This window comes from Vibrio gigantis (genome assembly GCF_024347515.1).
In the GTDB taxonomy this organism is placed as follows: domain Bacteria; phylum Pseudomonadota; class Gammaproteobacteria; order Enterobacterales; family Vibrionaceae; genus Vibrio; species Vibrio gigantis.
The window spans coordinates 765,275-782,468 of sequence record NZ_AP025492.1 but is presented as its reverse complement, the minus strand read 5'-3'; the positions used below and the strand labels follow the sequence as shown (position 1 = coordinate 782,468).

Genomic DNA, 17,194 nt, shown 5'->3' with positions numbered 1-17,194 from the left:
AAGTAAAAGAAAAGAGGGTAGCGTCACGCTACCCTCTTTTACTTTGTCGCGACCAATCTAATAAAAGCTAATCTGTTGTGTCGCTCACGATTAGGTTAAACCCAGTTCCCATCGAATCATCAATCGCCACCACTTGATAAACTACGCCATCAGCCAAGGTTGCAGGTGCAGAATCAATCGCAACAGTTGTTGGGTCTCCTGCGACAGTAATCGTCACATAGTAAGTTCCTGCAGCCACATAAATACCATTCGCGTAATCTTTGAATTTCACATTATTTTGCGCCGGGGTACTACCAGAGATTCCCACATTTTCAGTCAAGTAAATATCAACCGACGCTGCAATTGGATTAGCCGCAGCATGAGTAATGTTCAACACTGCGCTAGTTGCAACCGGACGACGATTTTCAGGAACGACTAATGCTTCTAAATTCAGCGGCGTTACTGTCCCTACCGCATAGATGCTATAGTCCATACCGGCGAAGACGGCGATACCATCCGCATCAATCAATGCATTAGTCGTAGTACCATCTGCAAAGATATCAATATCGTAGCTTCCGACAGCCAAATCGATAAATCCTCGGATTTCCTTGAACATCAAATCAGCTAAAGGTGCAAAAGCCGAACCATTGACAAATGGATCTACAACCGGAGCACCATCAACTAAATGCCCTACTCTTACTTCGGCAGCTTCTGCCATGTCGTAGATTAAAGATGAGCCCGAACCATCCATTACCATCAACTTAACAGGTGAAGCACTATTAGAATCTGCTCTTGGTACGGCTGCAATGGTCAGTTCGCTACCAGCAGGGAGAGTAATCTCTCCTGAATCAAATGCGATAGCACTACCGCTTACTGTTTCTAATCTCACACGATATTGACCAGCAGGAATATTGAGTACATCGGTAAAATCTTTATAAGCCAAAGTCCCTAACGGTGCACCTAATGGATCACTAGGGCCAGTAACATACAGGTTTACATCGCCAACACCTGTCGCGGCGTGTACTACTTGCACATCTAAACTTGAACTCGTTGCCGTGCCCGCAGCAGGGCGAGTCACAACCAAAGCTTCTACAGGGTTATTCGATCCATCAGCATCGCCCACCACCATCACCGTATAATCTAAATCTTGGCTAAGATTAAATTGGCTTTGAGGTATGACGGTTGTGACGGCCTCTCCCGGAAGCTGAACGTCAACTTGCAATAAAGTCTGCCCTTCTGCAACTGAGGTGTAACCAGATGCTTGAGCATAATCGACGCCAGTCCAACGAGCCTGACTATTGACGATAACATTAGCCAAAGGTGCATCGGGTGACGCATGAACAGCTTGTAGCTGTGTAGTAGGTTCATCGTCATTATCACACCCAACAATGAACAGAGCTGATATTGCTACCGCGAGTAATGGTGAATATTTCATCGGTCTTCTCTCCCAAAAAATTAGACCCGTTCGTCGCACAAAAGATAAGCTCAGTAAAAAATCTTCAAATACTCTCTCTCAGTATTTAGTGCTGTGAACTGTCTCAATAATACCTGTGCTGGCAAAGTAATAGGGCTCACATACCAAATTACTCATCACATGAGTTATTCATCAATTGATTCCCCCTCCATTACGGAGTTGGTCAAAAATAGATCAAAGAGTGGATCTAACTGAGGAGAGATTTCGTCGTTTTCTGGGGAAATATTACATAGAAAAGAATACTGTTGATTTTGATATGTGTGTCACTCAAATTAGTAGAATCGTTTGCTTAGAGCAGCATTTCACCGATTTAACCACAAAATAATCGAATTTCACAAAATCAATAGAACCCAAGGTGCATCAAGATGCATTAGAACCTTAAAGTTCCATTATTTAGATCATTAGTGTGATCAACCTCACCTTAATAATTGTAGTTTTCACTCCGTCTCACTTTTATTTGAGAACAAAATCGCTATTATGCTCGGCATTCGGACATCATAAACACGCATGGATTAGCGGGTTATTCATTTTTAACATAGAGAGTTCCATTATGCGTAAATCACTTCTAACTCTTGGCCTACTTGCAGCAACTTCTGCTCCAGTAATGGCAGCTGATTATTCTGACGGCGACATCCATAAGAACGACTACAAATGGATGCAGTTTAACATCATGGGTGCAATCAACGAGAAAGGTCCTTACGAATCTACTCATGATTACCTAGAGATGGAATTTGGTGGTCGCTCTGGAATCTTCGACCTTTACGGCTATGTTGATGTATTTAACCTGACATCAGACTCAAGCAGCGACAAAGCAGACAAAGATGGCAAAATCTTCATGAAGTTTGCTCCTCGTATGTCTCTTGACGGTCTAACTGGTAAAGACCTATCTTTCGGCCCAGTTGAAGAGCTATACCTTTCAACTCTTTTCGAGTGGGATGGTAACAACGGCGGTGTTAACACTCAAAAAGTTGGTCTTGGTTCTGACGTAATGGTTCCATGGTTCGGTAAAATGGGTCTAAACCTTTACGGTACATACGATTCAAACCAAAAAGATTGGAATGGTTTCCAAATCTCGACTAACTGGTTCAAGCCTTTCTACTTCTTCGAGAACGGTTCGTTCATCTCTTACCAAGGTTACATCGATTACCAATTCGGTATGAAAGATGAGTACGCTCAAGTAAGCAACGGCGGCGCAATGTTCAACGGTATCTACTGGCACTCAGATCGCTTTGCAGTTGGTTACGGCTTGAAGCTATACAGCGATGTATACGGTTTTGAAGACGGTGCAGACCTTCCATGGGATGCAACTTCACAAGCTGATTCTTCTGGCGTAGGTCACTACGTAGCAGTAACTTACAAGTTCTAATCGAACTTCTAAGAAAGTTTCCTAAATGGCACCCTCGGGTGCCATTTTTTATTGCTTTCATTTAATGCCTCGCTATCCTTGCAGCATTACTTTCTTATCTCGGTATTGCTGTGAATATCACTATTGTTGGTCCCGGAGCGATTGGCGCTTTATGGGCGATAAAACTTCTTCAAGCTGGTCATAATGTGTCTTTATGGAGTCGTTCTTCTGCTCCCTCTGTTGACCTATCTCTTGACGAACAAACTTCAATTTCCTTCAGTAACAACAATATCGAAACGCTATCAACGAGTGATTTGGTGATCGTCACGGTTAAGGCTTGGCAAGTAGAAGGTGCTATCACGCCACTACTTCAGTATATCGACTCCAATGCTATCTTAATGTTCATGCACAACGGCATGGGCGCTGTCGATGCTATAGCCGATCAAGTTAATACTCATCCAGTTATATTAGCGACCACCACTCAAGCTGCATTCAAACCCGATCGCAATCATGTGATTCACACTGGTGCTGGTCAAACTCAGTTAGGGGCTTTTAATCAAGCTGGGGAAAAATGCGCCTTCTTAGTCGATGTCCTTAATCACGCATTACCTGACGTCAGCTGGAACCCAGAAATAAATACCGCTTTGTGGACCAAACTCGCGATCAATTGTGCAATCAACCCGCTAACTGGTCTCGAGCAAATCAAGAATGGAGAGCTGTCCGAACCACGCTTTGGTAATACTCTAGCCGCAATCATTGAAGAGTTAACACAAGTTATGCAGGCTGAGGGCATTAGTTGCTCGTCCGACGAATTGGAAACTAGCGTCAACAAAGTTATTCAAGCGACGGCAAAGAATAACTCCTCTATGAAACAAGACATGTTCTATCAAAGAAGGACCGAGATAGACTTCATTACTGGCTATCTAATAAAGACAGCACATAAGCATAAAATCGACGTTCCCGTTAACCAAACACTCTTCACGCAAGTCAAAGAAAAAGAAAGTAGCTGGAAGAAACAAGATTAGCCTGCGCCAATCAACAAGTCGCGATAAAATAATGATACCACTCAGCACAACGCTGGCACCAATTTCCAAGATTTAGGTAAGAATAGATGCTTGATATCAATCACATCCGAGAGCAGTTCCCTGCACTATCACAAACCATCAATCAGCAACCACTGATTTACTTAGATAGCGCGGCAACCACACAAAAACCTCAGGTAGTTATTGATGCCATTAGCCAGTATTACTCCAAGCAGAATGCCAATGTTCATCGCGGTAGTCATAGCTTAACCGCACACGCCACCAGCCAATTTGAAGCTGCTAGAGACAAGGTCGCTCAGTTTGTTGGCGCAGCCTCATCGAAAGAGATTATCTGGACTCGCGGTGCCACCGAAGCACTCAACCTTATAGCTCAAACCTACGCTAGAAGTACCCTTCAGCCAGGCGATGAAATCCTGGTGAGCGAAATGGAGCACCACGCCAACATCGTCCCTTGGCAAATCGTAGCAGAACAAACCGGTGCCAAAGTCATCAAAATCCCGATGACATCTGACTGCGAATTCGACCTTGCTGCTTTTGATACACTGTTAACGAAGCGAACCAAGATTGTTGCTCTGGCTCAGATAACCAATGTGACGGGTTCTCGCCAACCGATTGAGCAAGTTATCAAAAAGGCACATGATATGAACGCCGTGGTTGTCGTCGATGGTGCACAAGGTATCGTTCATGAACCTGTAGATGTTGCCACTTTGGGTGCAGACTTCTACGTATTCTCAGGGCACAAACTCTATGCTCCAGCAGGAATTGGCGTACTTTACGGCAAACTGGAATTGCTTGAAGCGATGCCGCCATGGCATGGCGGTGGCAAAATGGTCGAACGAGTCTCTTTTTCTGGCACCACGTTTTCTGAATTGCCTGGTAAGTTCGAAGCAGGCACACCAAACGTAGCAGGTGCTATCGCTTTAAGTTCAGCAATCGAGTGGTTAAATCAGTTTGAACAACAAGACGTGGAAGATCATATTCACCAGCTACAACACAAAACTTATCAAGCACTCAGTCAATTGGACGACATCCAAATACTCGGTTATAAGCCCAATTCGAGCGTTATTACTTTTGTGATGGATGGCGTTCACCATCAAGATATTGCGACGTTACTTGACCAACAAGGCATTGCCGTTCGCGCTGGTCACCACTGTGCACACCCATTAATGGATGCACTCAAGGTAAAAGGAACCGTGCGAGTTTCATTTGGCATATACAACAACATGGATGATGTCGACAAACTGATCGCAGCGATAGAAAAAGCTGTCGATATGCTCTAAAACTCCACCAAAGATCTTAATGTCTGGTTCAATGACCTCGAACCAGACTCCCCCTCCTCAAAAATAGTTCCTTTTTTAGCATTAAATTGAAAACAATAACCCATTGATAGGTAATAATTTTATATTTTCTTTATATGTCACTTATCTGTTTTTATTGATTTCTAAGACTTCATTGATGCGTCATTTCTGAAAAAAACGACAATGCACCCCGTTCTCGTTTAATCACCGATACCACGTTAAAGATCGTGACTGAATAGCGAGAATCACCATTTAACAAGGGTGACCTAGAGCTGACGGAATAGCACTTTAAATTCAAACCTTTTAGATAGAGACAACACAATGAAACTTAAAACAATCGTTCTTCCTCTAGTAATGCTAACTGCCGCTCAACAAGCTTCAGCAGACCCATACATTGGTGCAAGCTACTTGTATTCTGAGTCGAAAACATCGATATGACAGATGAGAATAGCGGATGCAACCTGTACTTGGGTTACGCATTCAACGACCTACTTTCTATCGAGGCTGGCTACGCTGACTTTGTCGATACGCACAAAGATTTCGAGCACGTTTACTCGAATGCATGGCTAACTAGCGCAAAAGTTTCTTTGCCAATCACTATCTTTGATCTTTATGGTCGTGCGGGTATCGGGCACTTTGAAAGCAGCCTAGGTGACAGCAACGATGTTTACTACGGTGTAGGTGCGGGTGTAATGATTGGCCCTGCTCGTGTTGCTCTTGAATACACAATGTACGAAGCAAAAGTTATCGAGAATGGCTACGCGGTAAGCGCTGAATTCCACTTCTAATTCTTCTCTCAACGTATTCCGTTATCCGTTAAAACGAAAAACGGTGCCATTGGGCACCGTTTCTTTTTGATACTGTCGCTTACTTATCTATACCGAGAAGTTCTTAAACGAACAAGCTCTCAAACAGAAAGGAGTTCTCAAACAGATTGACGCTTAAGCGGAGAGGCTCTTGATCTGCTCAACAATCGCTTTAAGTCCGTTTCCTCTGGAAGGGCTCAAATGTGTAATCAAGCCAATCTCTGCGAAATAACCATCAATGTCGAATGCTTGTAGCTGCTCTGATGTTTTTCCATCATATGCCGCCATCACTAATGCGATTAGACCGCGGACAATACGCGCATCAGAATCGGCGCAAAAGTACCAAACACCTTCTATGTTCTGAGAAACTAACCACACCTGGCTCTCACAACCAGATACCACAACCTGTTCACTTTTCAGTTCATCAGGCATCACTGGCAGCTTCTTACCCCATTGAATCACTTGACGATAACGGTCTTCCCAACCGCTGAAAGTTTGCATTTTTGCGACAATATCATTGCTGTTGATTTCTTTGCCGAATGGAGAGCTTGGGAATGACATCATTTTAATATCCAGTAGATTGTTAGGTACACAAAAGCTTGCTGTCTAGTCTCTAATAATTACTTATTTAGAATGCTTTTGAACGATCTTTTCTACGATACGTGAAACCGCCACAAAACCAAACGTAGCCGTTACCACCGTTGCCGCACCAAAACCCGTCGCACAATCCATACGTTTTGGCCCTTCGGCTGTCGCTTTCGCTGCACATACACTGCCATCGGCTTGAGGGTATTTCAGCTGCTCAGTCGAAAACACACAATCGATACCAAACTTACGTGCGGGATTCTTAGGGAAATTATGATGACGACGTAAGGTGTCTTTCAATTTCTTGGCTAGCGGGTCTTGAATCGTCTTAGTCAGATCAGCCACTTTGATTTGAGTCGGATCGATTTGTCCACCAGCACCACCCGTAGTGATCACTTTGATTTTGTTACTACGACAATAAGCCAGCAGTGAAGCCTTAGCTTTCATGCTATCAATCGCGTCTAGAACAAAATCAAACTCTTTCGACAAATACTCAGCCTGATTGTCAGGGCCAATAAAGTCATCAATCAGGTTCACTTTACACTCAGGGTTAATCAACTTAACGCGCTCTGCCATCACTTCGATTTTGCTCTTGCCAATCGTACCCGACATAGCGTGGATTTGACGGTTAATGTTAGTCACGCACACGTCATCCATATCGATCAACGTCAGCTCACCTAAACCAGTACGAGCAAGCGCTTCAACAGCCCATGAACCTACGCCACCAATACCGATCACACACACGTGTGCAGCTCTAAGTATGTCGACTTCACTATTGCCATATAGGCGACGCGTGCCACCAAATCGTTGGTCATAGTTTTCTGAAGCTGGAGTGGTCAATTCACGCATTGTTGCCGCCAATTTATTTCTGAGAAAAAGAAAAGAGTGCGTTTTATACGCACTCTTGAATAAAAAGTCTAGGGGATTAGCGATTCGCTTTCAATGCCCTATTTTATTGTCGTTTACTCAACCTTCTCAGGAGGTAAAGCCCAAGGCGCTTCGGTTGCGCTGCCATCTAAACCCAGCTTCCACACTCGACCAAAATGCTTGTAATGACCCGCTTCAGTACCCGCTCTTGGCCCCATACCGTGGTAGAGATCTAAGTGGTTCTGCTTAACCGCACCACCGGTATCTAAAACCAATAACAGTCTTAGCTGGTGCGCACCACTCCAAGTACCATCAGCATTCAGTAACGGAACCTCAGCAAGAATCGGAGTACCCATTGGTAAGATAGAGCGGTCGCCTGCTACTGCAGCCATTGGTAATAAGGGAATGCCCGCGCTGCCCATTACTGATAGGTCGTCTCTAGCTTCAAAGAAAACGAAAGATGGGTTTTGCTCTAACAGCTCTTTAACCACTTCAGGGTCATTCGCCAACACCCACTCTTTAATCGCTTTCAACGACATCTTTTCGCGTGGAACCAAGTCTCGCTCGATCAACACACGGCCAATGCTCACGTAAGCTTTGTTGTTTTTTCCTGCGTAAGCAAAATACTGCAAGGTATCGTCATCACCAAAGTGTACAAAGCCACTGCCTTGTACTTCCATCATGAACGGGTCGATACGGTTGGCTGCGTAGCCAAGTTCAAGTCCTTGACCTTCTAATGCGCCATTGTAGATCTCTTCACGTGTTGGACACTCTTTATCGCATTCTGGAAGGCCATAAACCGGGTAACGGTACTCTTCATTCGCTTCGTGGCGCAATTCCATTACTGGAGAGAAGTAGCCAGTAAAAAGCACATTGCCTTGTTTATCACCACCACCTAGTTGAGCAGTTTGAACACCAAAGTTTGCGAGTTGGCTTGGATCACCGCTTTGCAGTGCCCATTCATTCAGCTGCTGATAAAGCGGCTCATAGATTTTAGCCATCGAGGGAGATTTAGAAACCACCATCTCAGCTTGCTCTGCAAATGCGGTGTAATCTCTTGGTTTATTGGACTCAACCACATCAACCTTATTTAAGGTGCGAGGAAATTCCTCATCTAGGTGTTGTTGAGCTAGGTCGGTAGGTTGAGCACAGCCAAATAAAACAGAGGCAGCGACAAGGGGAAGCCATTTTTTAATCACAAGAGTCATCCTAAAAATTCTATGCATCGAGGATGACAAAAACGATCAGATAACACAATCTTAGTTTGTAAGAGTTTACAAGAAGATAACCTATCGGACGGAGTTATCGGTATGTCCTTTTAAGCGAAAGACGGGATTGTAATGACTCTCTGAATCCAGCGTCATTTCTGTGTTTTCAGAATTGGTCATACGAAAGCGGTATGTCGTATTTCCCGCTTGATACTCGAAGTAGTTACCGTCAAATTCAAAACTGGTCGCGATAATCGATCCAACAACCGACACCCCATTGGCATTCAACACAAACTCATCAGTCGCATAATGAGCCACATCTTGTTCAATCCAAGTGCCATACAACAAATGATTTGGCGTTGCGGAATCTTGCAAACGAGTGATGACATCACTAAATAGCGACACCACAGCAAACGAACCAATCAGAGCCAAAATCATCAAGCAACGCTCTATGATCTTGCGCTTCAATGGAGACTGGTTGCGCTGCTCTGCCTCACTGTATAGGCCTTTGGTTATCTCATCGATTTTATTCTTTTGTGCTGAAGCTTGTGGCATTCGGTTACTACTCGTGAAGATGCTGTGCGCATTCTACACTGAGACACTTTGTATAATGAAGCCTAGATGAGAAGAGTTTGCGCTTTATTCCAAAAAGATGTTGTTTAAATTTGAATTTAAATGCTAAATTATCGAATAAATAAACAAATGGACTTGTTCTGTGAAACTAAGAAGTACAGCGCTAGTAAAAGGCTTTAGACAATCAACCCCCTATGTTAACGCGCATCGTGGTAAAACCATGGTCATAATGTTGGGAGGCGAAGCCGTTGCTGATAAGAACTTTGGTAACATAATTAGTGATATCGCCCTACTCCATAGCCTTGGAGTAAAGATCGTTCTCGTTCACGGTGCAAGACCTCAAATCAACCAACTCCTTGCGAAACAAGATTGCCACACGCCCTATCATAAGAACGTTAGAGTCACCGATGAATATGCTCTTGGTGTGGCTATGCAGGCTGCTGGGCAGCTGCAACTTGCTATCACCGCACGCCTCTCAATGAGCTTAAACAACACACCAATGGCCGGCACTCAGCTCAATGTGATGAGCGGCAACTTCATTACAGCCCAGCCTCTGGGTGTGGATGATGGCACCGATTATTGCCATAGCGGACGTATTCGTCGAATCGATATCGAAGGGATTAATCGCACGCTCGACCAAGGCTCTATCGTGTTGCTTGGTCCGATTGCCAGCTCCGTCACAGGCGAAAGCTTTAACCTACTCTCTGAAGAAGTCGCGACTCAAGTAGCGATTCGTTTAAAAGCCGACAAGCTCATTGGTTTTTGCTCTGAGCAAGGGGTTACCGATCAAAACGGTAATGTCCTAGCCGAACTTTTCCCGAAAGACGCCAAACTCATTCTAGAACGCTTAACTCAATCTCAAAATCCAGCCGAAGACATGAGTACAGGAACACTGCGCTTCCTGAAAGGTGCTATCTCGGCTTGTCGTGCTGGAGTGCCTCGTTGTCACTTAATTAGCTACAAAGTGGATGGCGCATTAATCCAAGAGCTGTTCTCTTTCGACGGTATTGGAACTCAAGTGGTCATGGCGAGTGCCGAGCAAGTCAGACAAGCTCAGATTGATGACATCGGTGGTATCTTTGACCTCATTCGCCCGCTTGAAGAACAAGGTATTCTCGTCCGTCGCTCAAGAGAGCAGCTAGAACAAGAGATCCACCGCTTTACCATTATTGAAAAAGACGGACTGATAATCGGCTGCGCTGCGCTCTACGCGTACCCCGAAGATCACATGGCAGAGATGGCTTGTGTGGCTATTCATCCTGATTATCGGGATGGAAACCGTGGGCAAATATTACTGGACTACATGCGTCATCAATCTAAGTCTCGTGATATCGACCAAATTTTCGTTCTAACGACACATAGCCTTCATTGGTTCCGTGAACAAGGGTTTTACGAGATTGGTGTTGATGAGTTACCGATGGAAAAACAGGGGCTATACAACTATCAACGTAACTCAAAAATCTTAGCATTAAATGTGTAAATAAAGTTTTGGACTAAAATCTCACTTCAAAGTAAAAATAATTGCAAATGTAATCGTTTTCTATATGAGATTTATTAGGTATGCACTTTAACTCACAAACAAAATTGTTTAGAATTTGGTCGCTTTAAAAAATAACAAATGTTTTTTTTGGAATTGCCACCTCAATAGTCATATCGAACTCATTGAGGTGGTCACTGCACGGATTGCTATACCCGTTGACGGCCAGAACGCTAACATTAGCTCTGCTCGTTAATATAAACAGCAAAAAGAGCAACATTGATATGAGAACCATTGTTTGTAACTCGCTGCAAAGTTTTTGGGATATGGCTGATAACCAATTCTTAGAAGGGCTAGACGTACATTGCGTGTTCCCTGTGAGCGAAAATCTAAAAGAGTTTATTTTGAATTGCCAAGCAAAATACAAGATAAACCACATATCGTTTACTCGAGCGTTTTTAGGCACTGATTCCTAGCACGCTCAAAGCAACCAGGGATGGTTGCTTTGTACATGTATCTCAACAATCATCTCTAGTTGGTTAAGCGACTTCCTAAGCCACTCACTCGCTCTGTCTTCACCTTAATCCCACGTTTTAGTACATTAGTATCACTGAACATCATCAGTCGTTTCTTCGCACGCGTAATACCTGTGTAGATAAGCTCACGTGTCAAAATTGGGCTGAAATCTGGCGGCAGAATCATTAAGGTTAAATCAAATTCACTGCCTTGAGATTTGTGAATCGTCATCGCATAAGCCGTTTCATGATCAGGCACTCGGCTTGGTAGCACCGCTTTTACACTGCCATCAGGCAATTCAAAATAGACCTTCAAACGAGGAGTTGATTCAGCTTGGCTTGAATCCGCCTCAAGCATACAGATACCAATATCACCATTGTATAACCCCAAGCCATGATCGTTACGCGTTACCATCACTGGTCGCCCGTGATACCACAATTCATCATTATGTGGATTCACTAAACGCCTTGCGGCAAGCGCCCTTTCAATTCTGTGGTTGAGACCATTAACACCAAAATCGCCTTCACGAATAGAGCACAACAGTCGGCATTGGCTGAACAAATCGAGTACCGATTTGGCTCTCGCTTCTTGAGTTTCTAGCTCTTCCAATGGCACATTCATTCGGTTGAGGTACGCACCATATTCATTGACTAAAGTACGTAGCATCAAGTTATAGCTGTCGCTCGATAGAGGATGATTTTCGATATCGCCAAAACCTTTGGCAAACACTTGGTCTACTTGATTCGCAGATCCGTTATTGATTGCTTTTGCCAGCTGACCAATACCAGAACGCGCATCGAAACGGTAACTCTTCTGCAGCATACATAGGCTGTCTGCAATGGCAGGAGGATTTACGATTCCCGCTTTTGCCTGCTGTGTATTGGCTATCGCATCAAAGCCTGTCATCTCCGCAATCAAGTTGCCTTGCGCACTGCTGTAGCCTGCTGAATTGAATGAGCAGATATCACCTAACACTGCACCAGCCTCAACGGAAGCCAATTGGTCTTTATCTCCCAACAAGATAAGCCTTGCGTGTTCAGGAAGTGCATCCACCAGCTTATACATCATCGACAGATCAACCATCGACGCTTCATCCACCACCAAGATATCAAGGTGAAGTGGATTACGTCGGTTATGTCTAAACTCAGCACGGTTGGGAATCGCACCGAGCAATCTGTGTAAAGTGCTTGATTCCGTTGGTATGTTGGCTTTTACTTCAGGCGCTAATGGCAGTTGCTCAATCGCTTTACCGATTGACTCTGTTAAACGCGCTGCCGCTTTACCCGTTGGTGCCACTAGCTTAATCGTTGGTGCTTTGCCTTGGCTTAGTGATTGCTCGACCATCGCCGACAGTAATTTGGTTACCGTTGTTGTCTTACCAGTACCCGGCCCTCCGGAAATCACCGCAAAGCGACGACTCAGCGCCACCGCTGCCGCCACTTTTTGCCAGTTCAAACATACTGATAGCGGAACCAAACCGTCTAGAACATCTAAGTCCGTTACCTGCTTAGCTTGGACGATCGCTTGGTCGATTGCCCCCCAATTCAGAGATTGCTCGTCGACGATATCAAGATGATCACACACCAGCTGTTGACGCAGTACCTGAGACGTTTGTTGGTTTGCTTCAGCCTTGGCTAAGGCGTTAAACAGAAAGTGATAACTGCGTGCAAAGAGCTGATTAAGTGTTCCCGTCAGCGCCTTTTTCTGTTCAATATTGAACTCTACCGGCTTACTTAAACGGTTTAACGTGTCTGCCAGTACCACCTCGTAGTTCCAGTAACGCTGTAAGTAGACACGCTGCCCATCAAACATCATCGGCATAACACAGTCATTGGTTACTCCAACTAAATTGGACGATTGAAGTACCGCCAACCAATCAATACCTAACAACTTTTGATTCAATTGCAGGGCCGTTTCACCGTACAACCCAAGTAACTGAGCTAGATCTGCCGTTTGTTTGTGGCCTGTCGTGTGCTTCTGTATCAGCTGAGTACAAATGTGTCCTTTGCCTAACTCATGGCTCACTACACCAGCAAGGAAGCCTATCTCTTGAGAGTAACTCGTGGCTTGCTGAGCAATAAAACGAGCAAATTGATAATCCAACTGACGAATCGAACCCTTATCTGCCAGAAATTTAAGTACATCCATGAGTTGCTCAGGAATAAGTGAAAATGGCTTTACTGCGTTCGCAGTATCTATGCTGGTATTAGTGGTCGTTGTTGTCATTATAAAAGCCCCATCTGTCCAGTTTCATCATTCAATTGTGCTGAACGTCTGTCTATCACTTTACCGTCAATCAATTGATCCATTTCATCAAGTAAAGCCAGTGTTGGTTTCGCTGAGAAAATACCTTGCTGAGATTGGCCGTCCATTCCTCGTAAGAACAAGTAGTACACGCCACCAAAATGTTGCTCGTAGCTGTAATTGGCAACACGACTACGTAAGAAACGGTGCAACGCCAATGCATAGATTTGATATTGCAAATCATAGCGGTGGTCGGCCATCGCCGATTTCAATGCCTCGCCATGGTAAACAGCGACATCATCACCTAAATGGTTCGATTTCCAGTCGAGTACATAGTATTTGCCTTGGTGCTCGAACACCAAATCGATGAAGCCTTTCAACATGCCTTTCACGGTTTGGAAACCTAGGTCGCCCGCTTTGGCTGATAACGGATCATGATATTGAATGGTTTGATTCAGTTCAGATGCAGCCAAAACTTCGATCGGTAGCAAGAACTCCATCTCAACTAAGCGTTGCGTCGAATCTTTCTCGCTTAGTTTTAAGTTCTTGCCATCCAATGCAGTGTTCAGCACCGTATCGACCAGTTGCTGAAGCACAGGTAGCCACTCTAATTCGTATTGTTCTGATTCTAATAAGTGAGTGATTACTTGCGTGTTGTGTTCGCTGCTTGCTGGCTCGGTAAACTCAACCTCCTCAAACAAGGTGTGTAAAAAAGTACCCGGGCGAGCACCACGAGGGAACGTAAAGATAGAGCGTTCAGGTTCAATCAACTCAGACTCATCCTGCTCATCAGCCGAGTCAATATCAAAGCCAGACACCTCAATGGTCGCGTCATGACTCGCACCGTGACTGCCTTGCTTTACTAGCCCCGAGTAACTGGTAATACGCCAAGCCCTGTCGATTGAAGCCTTGAGTTCATTAGCATGTAAGTCTTCACTCACTTGCTCTGTTTGTACAAACACTTGCTCGTGAGCAGTTGGTGTTTCGGCTAACAGCACACTTGAATTTTTGCCTTCAATGGCCGCTAGAGCCTGATGCAATTCGGCAATACCCTGCTCTTGTCCGTTTTGAACCAAATAACCCATCGCACTCAAATGCACGCCGGTCGGTTCTTTGGTTGAACGCCCTTTACGCAGTGGCGCCATGCCAATGAAACAGCCATAAACCGCACGAGTCAGCGCTACATAAATCAAACGCAGGTCTTCCGCGAGTCGTTCTTTATCCGCTTGGGCTAAGGCACTATCACTACCTGTAATATCCAGCACCGTGGTGTCTGAATCATGGTCGTAGAATTTGCCTTCGCTCGCTTCTCGATAACTCGCAACAAATGGAAGGAATACTAAGTCATATTCCAAACCTTTCGACTTATGGATGGTAACGATTTGCACCAAGTTTCTCTCTGATTCAAGGCGTTGAATGTCATCTTCACTGCCACCTAAACCATTTTGAGCATCGGAAATCGCTTCTGCTAGCCAACGCAGCAAGCCATAGTCGCTGTCGAGCTCTTGTCTTGCCTGTTGCAGCAATTCACCTATGTGCATCAAATCAGTGAGTGAGCGCTCACCATTTTCTTCTTCCAGCAAGCGTTCCGCGAGATGTCGCTTGCTGATCACGCTGCGAAGCATTGGTAACACGCCACGCTGTAGCCACAGCTTACGATACTCACGAAACTCATTAACCACGTTTTCCCACACCACTTCATCGTTATTGAGTTCATCCAATGATGCGGCATCCAGAGCGAACAACTCGGAGGCTAGGCTCGCGCGCAACGCACGGTCGTTTTCGGGCGTCAGCACCGCTTGCAGCAGACGTTGAATATCTTGCGCAACCAAGCTGGTGAATACACTGTCTCTGTTAGACAAATAAACACTTGCAATGCCTTGCTCAGAGAGCGCGTTCTTGATCAGACGACCTTCACTGCCGGTTCGAACCAAGACAGCAATATCACCCGCATTCACTGCATGTTGGTTTTTGCCGTTATCAAAATAGGCTTGCTGGTTTTGAGAAGCAGTCAGAATGGTTTGAATTTTACTCGCCGTCGCCTCAGCCATTGCCTTGTGATATTCGCCCTTAGGTAACGGCTTATCTTCAGCCTCTTGCAACCAAAAGGTGAGTGCGTGCTGAGTTTCTCCGTTCATCACCCATTGGCGTTTGTCGGCTGATGGACTGGCGGCAACAGGTAAGAATGGGATGTCTTGGTCATAGATAAACGGACTGTCCGAATTCATAAACACTTGGTTTACTGCGCTGACCATATCAGCGCTTGAACGCCAGTTAGTGCCTAAGGTGTAGTGAGCACTAACTTGGTTTCTCGCCTTGATATAGGTAAAGATATCTGCGCCACGGAAACCATAAATAGCCTGCTTCGGGTCACCGATCATAAACAAGCCGCACAGCGGGTTATCGAGATAGATTCGACTAAAAATACTGTACTGCAGCGGGTCGGTATCTTGGAATTCATCGATCATCGCAACCGGGTAGAGTGTGCGAATTCTTTCCACCAGCAAGGATTGCTCATCGACATCAATCGACGCAGATAACTGGGTCAACAAGTCATCGAATGATAACCACTGCTTCTGCTGTTTTGCCTTGGCTAGCATAGTTCGACAGTGAGTAATCGCATGAGCCAATAACGGAGCCTTAAGGTCGGCTGGGTTATTTAGGAAATCATCAATCGCTTCGAAAACGGCATGCTGAGGTGCGGTACCTTTCGGTGTTTTCTCGATTAACGTGGCTTGAGAGAACTTCTCTAACTTGTCTGGATATTGATAATCATGGGTGTCACTTTGTGCCCATGCCGTCACCGCCTCTAGCCATGTCGGCAGCGACTTCTTGGTGTAGCTGCGCTTGTTCACATCCGAACCTGAGATCAAAGCCAAAAAGTCCGTTTCAGACTCACACCACAGCGCTTTGAGCTGCTTCACTTTATCCAGGTTCTGATTGTGTAGAGTTTGCAAATCACCCGACATCGCATCAACGGTTAGCTTCAATGGAGAGCCCGTCAGATAACGATTGACGTCTGCTAATAATGCAGCCGGTGAACCCCAGATATTACGGACCTCACCTGCTAGCTGAATAGGTAGCGGGTAAAACTGCTTACGCCAATAGTCGGCTACTACTTGCGCTTTAAGATGGCTTTCATCTGTCACAAACTCATTATCAAATCGGCTGCCAGACTCGAAGGCATTTTGAGTCAACATTCGCTGACAAAAGCCGTGAATGGTGTAGACCGCGGCTTCGTCCATTTGCCTTTCGGCATTGAGCAGTGTTTGTGCGGCGCCAGTGTGATCTTCGATCTCTTGTAAAAGAGGTGCAATCACTGGGTCATCACTTTGCCCGCGAGCAAACGCAATGCGCGCATCATGGATTCGCGCACGGATACGGTCACGCAGCTCTGCGGTTGCTGCTTCAGTAAAAGTCACGACTAGGATTTGATCTACAGTGAGCGGCTCGTGATGTCGGGTAGCTTCCGCGAGTTCACCTTGCGGCGCAGCCGTGCCGTGCCCAAGCAATAGGCGTAAGTACAAGCCAGCGATGGTAAATGTTTTACCTGTACCCGCCGATGCTTCAATTAAACGCGCGCCATGAAGTGGAAACGTCATGGTATTGAGTGTCTGTGGAGCAATTACCTGAACACTGCTTGTGGTCGTCATGCCTTACTGCCTTCTGATAAATATGTTGTTACAAATGTGACCTAGCGTGGAAAACGTCATTCAATTTACGTCCTACGCTGATTTGTTAATAGTTAGTGCGATCTCTCTCACGGATCAATTCAGATC

At 45.2% G+C, this 17,194-nt stretch carries 13 protein-coding genes; 6 read left to right on the top strand and 7 right to left on the bottom strand.

The features are described 5' to 3' along the window. Nucleotides 1-67: 67 nt before the first annotated feature. Nucleotides 68-1,414, bottom strand: coding sequence for a DUF4397 domain-containing protein (locus tag OCV56_RS03465; protein ID WP_086715977.1), 1,347 nt, complete (start codon nt 1,412-1,414; stop codon nt 68-70). 589 nt (nt 1,415-2,003) lie between these two features. On the opposite strand from OCV56_RS03465, the gene OCV56_RS03460 reads away from it, so the two are divergent. From OCV56_RS03460 to OCV56_RS03445, 4 genes are all read left to right on the top strand, one after another. After that, nucleotides 2,004-2,819, top strand: coding sequence for a nucleoside-specific channel-forming Tsx family protein (locus tag OCV56_RS03460; protein ID WP_086715980.1), 816 nt, complete (start codon nt 2,004-2,006; stop codon nt 2,817-2,819). 110 nt (nt 2,820-2,929) lie between these two features. Then, nucleotides 2,930-3,823, top strand: coding sequence for a 2-dehydropantoate 2-reductase (panE, locus tag OCV56_RS03455; protein WP_086715981.1), 894 nt, complete (start codon nt 2,930-2,932; stop codon nt 3,821-3,823). 86 nt (nt 3,824-3,909) lie between these two features. Continuing rightward, nucleotides 3,910-5,121, top strand: coding sequence for a cysteine desulfurase CsdA (gene csdA, locus OCV56_RS03450; RefSeq protein ID WP_086715983.1), 1,212 nt, complete (start codon nt 3,910-3,912; stop codon nt 5,119-5,121). A 452-nt stretch (nt 5,122-5,573) separates the two neighbouring features. Continuing rightward, entirely contained in the window at nt 5,574-5,927 is a 354-nt protein-coding gene (locus tag OCV56_RS03445; protein WP_228761239.1) for an outer membrane beta-barrel protein, read from the top strand. A gap of 153 nt (nt 5,928-6,080) precedes the next feature. Here OCV56_RS03445 and csdE read toward each other — a convergent pair whose 3' ends face one another. The 4 genes from csdE to OCV56_RS03425 all read right to left on the bottom strand — a co-directional run bounded on the left by csdE (nt 6,081) and on the right by OCV56_RS03425 (nt 9,160). Continuing rightward, entirely contained in the window at nt 6,081-6,509 is a 429-nt protein-coding gene (gene csdE / locus OCV56_RS03440) for a cysteine desulfurase sulfur acceptor subunit CsdE (RefSeq protein ID WP_086715984.1), read from the bottom strand. Nucleotides 6,510-6,569: 60 nt separating this feature from the next. After that, nucleotides 6,570-7,379, bottom strand: a complete 810-nt coding sequence (tcdA, locus tag OCV56_RS03435) for a tRNA cyclic N6-threonylcarbamoyladenosine(37) synthase TcdA (protein WP_086715986.1) — start codon at nt 7,377-7,379, stop codon at nt 6,570-6,572. Nucleotides 7,380-7,492: 113 nt separating this feature from the next. After that, nucleotides 7,493-8,605, bottom strand: a complete 1,113-nt coding sequence (gene mltA, locus OCV56_RS03430) for a murein transglycosylase A (RefSeq protein ID WP_086715988.1) — start codon at nt 8,603-8,605, stop codon at nt 7,493-7,495. An 81-nt stretch (nt 8,606-8,686) separates the two neighbouring features. Next, on the bottom strand, nt 8,687-9,160 hold the full coding sequence (locus OCV56_RS03425; RefSeq protein WP_086715990.1) for a DUF2850 domain-containing protein: 474 nt from the start codon (nt 9,158-9,160) through the stop codon (nt 8,687-8,689). Between the two features lie 160 nt (nt 9,161-9,320). On the opposite strand from OCV56_RS03425, the gene argA reads away from it, so the two are divergent. Further along, the gene (argA, locus tag OCV56_RS03420) at nt 9,321-10,658 is read left to right on the top strand and encodes an amino-acid N-acetyltransferase (protein WP_086715993.1); all 1,338 of its coding nucleotides are present in this window, start codon (nt 9,321-9,323) and stop codon (nt 10,656-10,658) included. Nucleotides 10,659-10,939: 281 nt separating this feature from the next. Beyond that, nucleotides 10,940-11,131, top strand: coding sequence for a hypothetical protein (locus OCV56_RS03415; RefSeq protein ID WP_008223046.1), 192 nt, complete (start codon nt 10,940-10,942; stop codon nt 11,129-11,131). A gap of 55 nt (nt 11,132-11,186) precedes the next feature. Here the strand turns inward: OCV56_RS03415 and recD are convergent, their stop codons facing one another. Both recD and recB read right to left on the bottom strand, forming a co-directional pair. Continuing rightward, nucleotides 11,187-13,397: an exodeoxyribonuclease V subunit alpha gene (gene recD / locus OCV56_RS03410; protein ID WP_086715994.1), complete on the bottom strand. Its 2,211-nt coding sequence runs from the start codon at nt 13,395-13,397 to the stop codon at nt 11,187-11,189. Beyond that, a complete protein-coding gene (gene recB, locus OCV56_RS03405; protein WP_150330782.1) occupies nt 13,397-17,068 on the bottom strand; it encodes an exodeoxyribonuclease V subunit beta in 3,672 nt (1,223 codons plus the stop codon). Before recB ends, recD begins: the two co-directional genes overlap by 1 nt. Nucleotides 17,069-17,194 lie beyond the last annotated feature (126 nt).

Excerpts from the sequence above, each read along its gene's own strand:
- OCV56_RS03415 (WP_008223046.1), top strand. The coding sequence starts at position 10,940 with ATGAGAACCATTGTTTGTAACTCGCTGCAAAGTTTTTGGGATATGGCT.
- csdE (WP_086715984.1), bottom strand. The coding sequence starts at position 6,509 with ATGATGTCATTCCCAAGCTCTCCATTCGGCAAAGAAATCAACAGCAAT.
- tcdA (WP_086715986.1), bottom strand. The coding sequence starts at position 7,379 with ATGCGTGAATTGACCACTCCAGCTTCAGAAAACTATGACCAACGATTT.
- mltA (WP_086715988.1), bottom strand. The coding sequence starts at position 8,605 with ATGACTCTTGTGATTAAAAAATGGCTTCCCCTTGTCGCTGCCTCTGTT.
- OCV56_RS03425 (WP_086715990.1), bottom strand. The coding sequence starts at position 9,160 with ATGCCACAAGCTTCAGCACAAAAGAATAAAATCGATGAGATAACCAAA.
- OCV56_RS03465 (WP_086715977.1), bottom strand. The coding sequence starts at position 1,414 with ATGAAATATTCACCATTACTCGCGGTAGCAATATCAGCTCTGTTCATT.
- OCV56_RS03460 (WP_086715980.1), top strand. The coding sequence starts at position 2,004 with ATGCGTAAATCACTTCTAACTCTTGGCCTACTTGCAGCAACTTCTGCT.
- recB (WP_150330782.1), bottom strand. The coding sequence starts at position 17,068 with ATGACGACCACAAGCAGTGTTCAGGTAATTGCTCCACAGACACTCAAT.
- csdA (WP_086715983.1), top strand. The coding sequence starts at position 3,910 with ATGCTTGATATCAATCACATCCGAGAGCAGTTCCCTGCACTATCACAA.
- recD (WP_086715994.1), bottom strand. The coding sequence starts at position 13,397 with ATGACAACAACGACCACTAATACCAGCATAGATACTGCGAACGCAGTA.
- OCV56_RS03445 (WP_228761239.1), top strand. The coding sequence starts at position 5,574 with ATGACAGATGAGAATAGCGGATGCAACCTGTACTTGGGTTACGCATTC.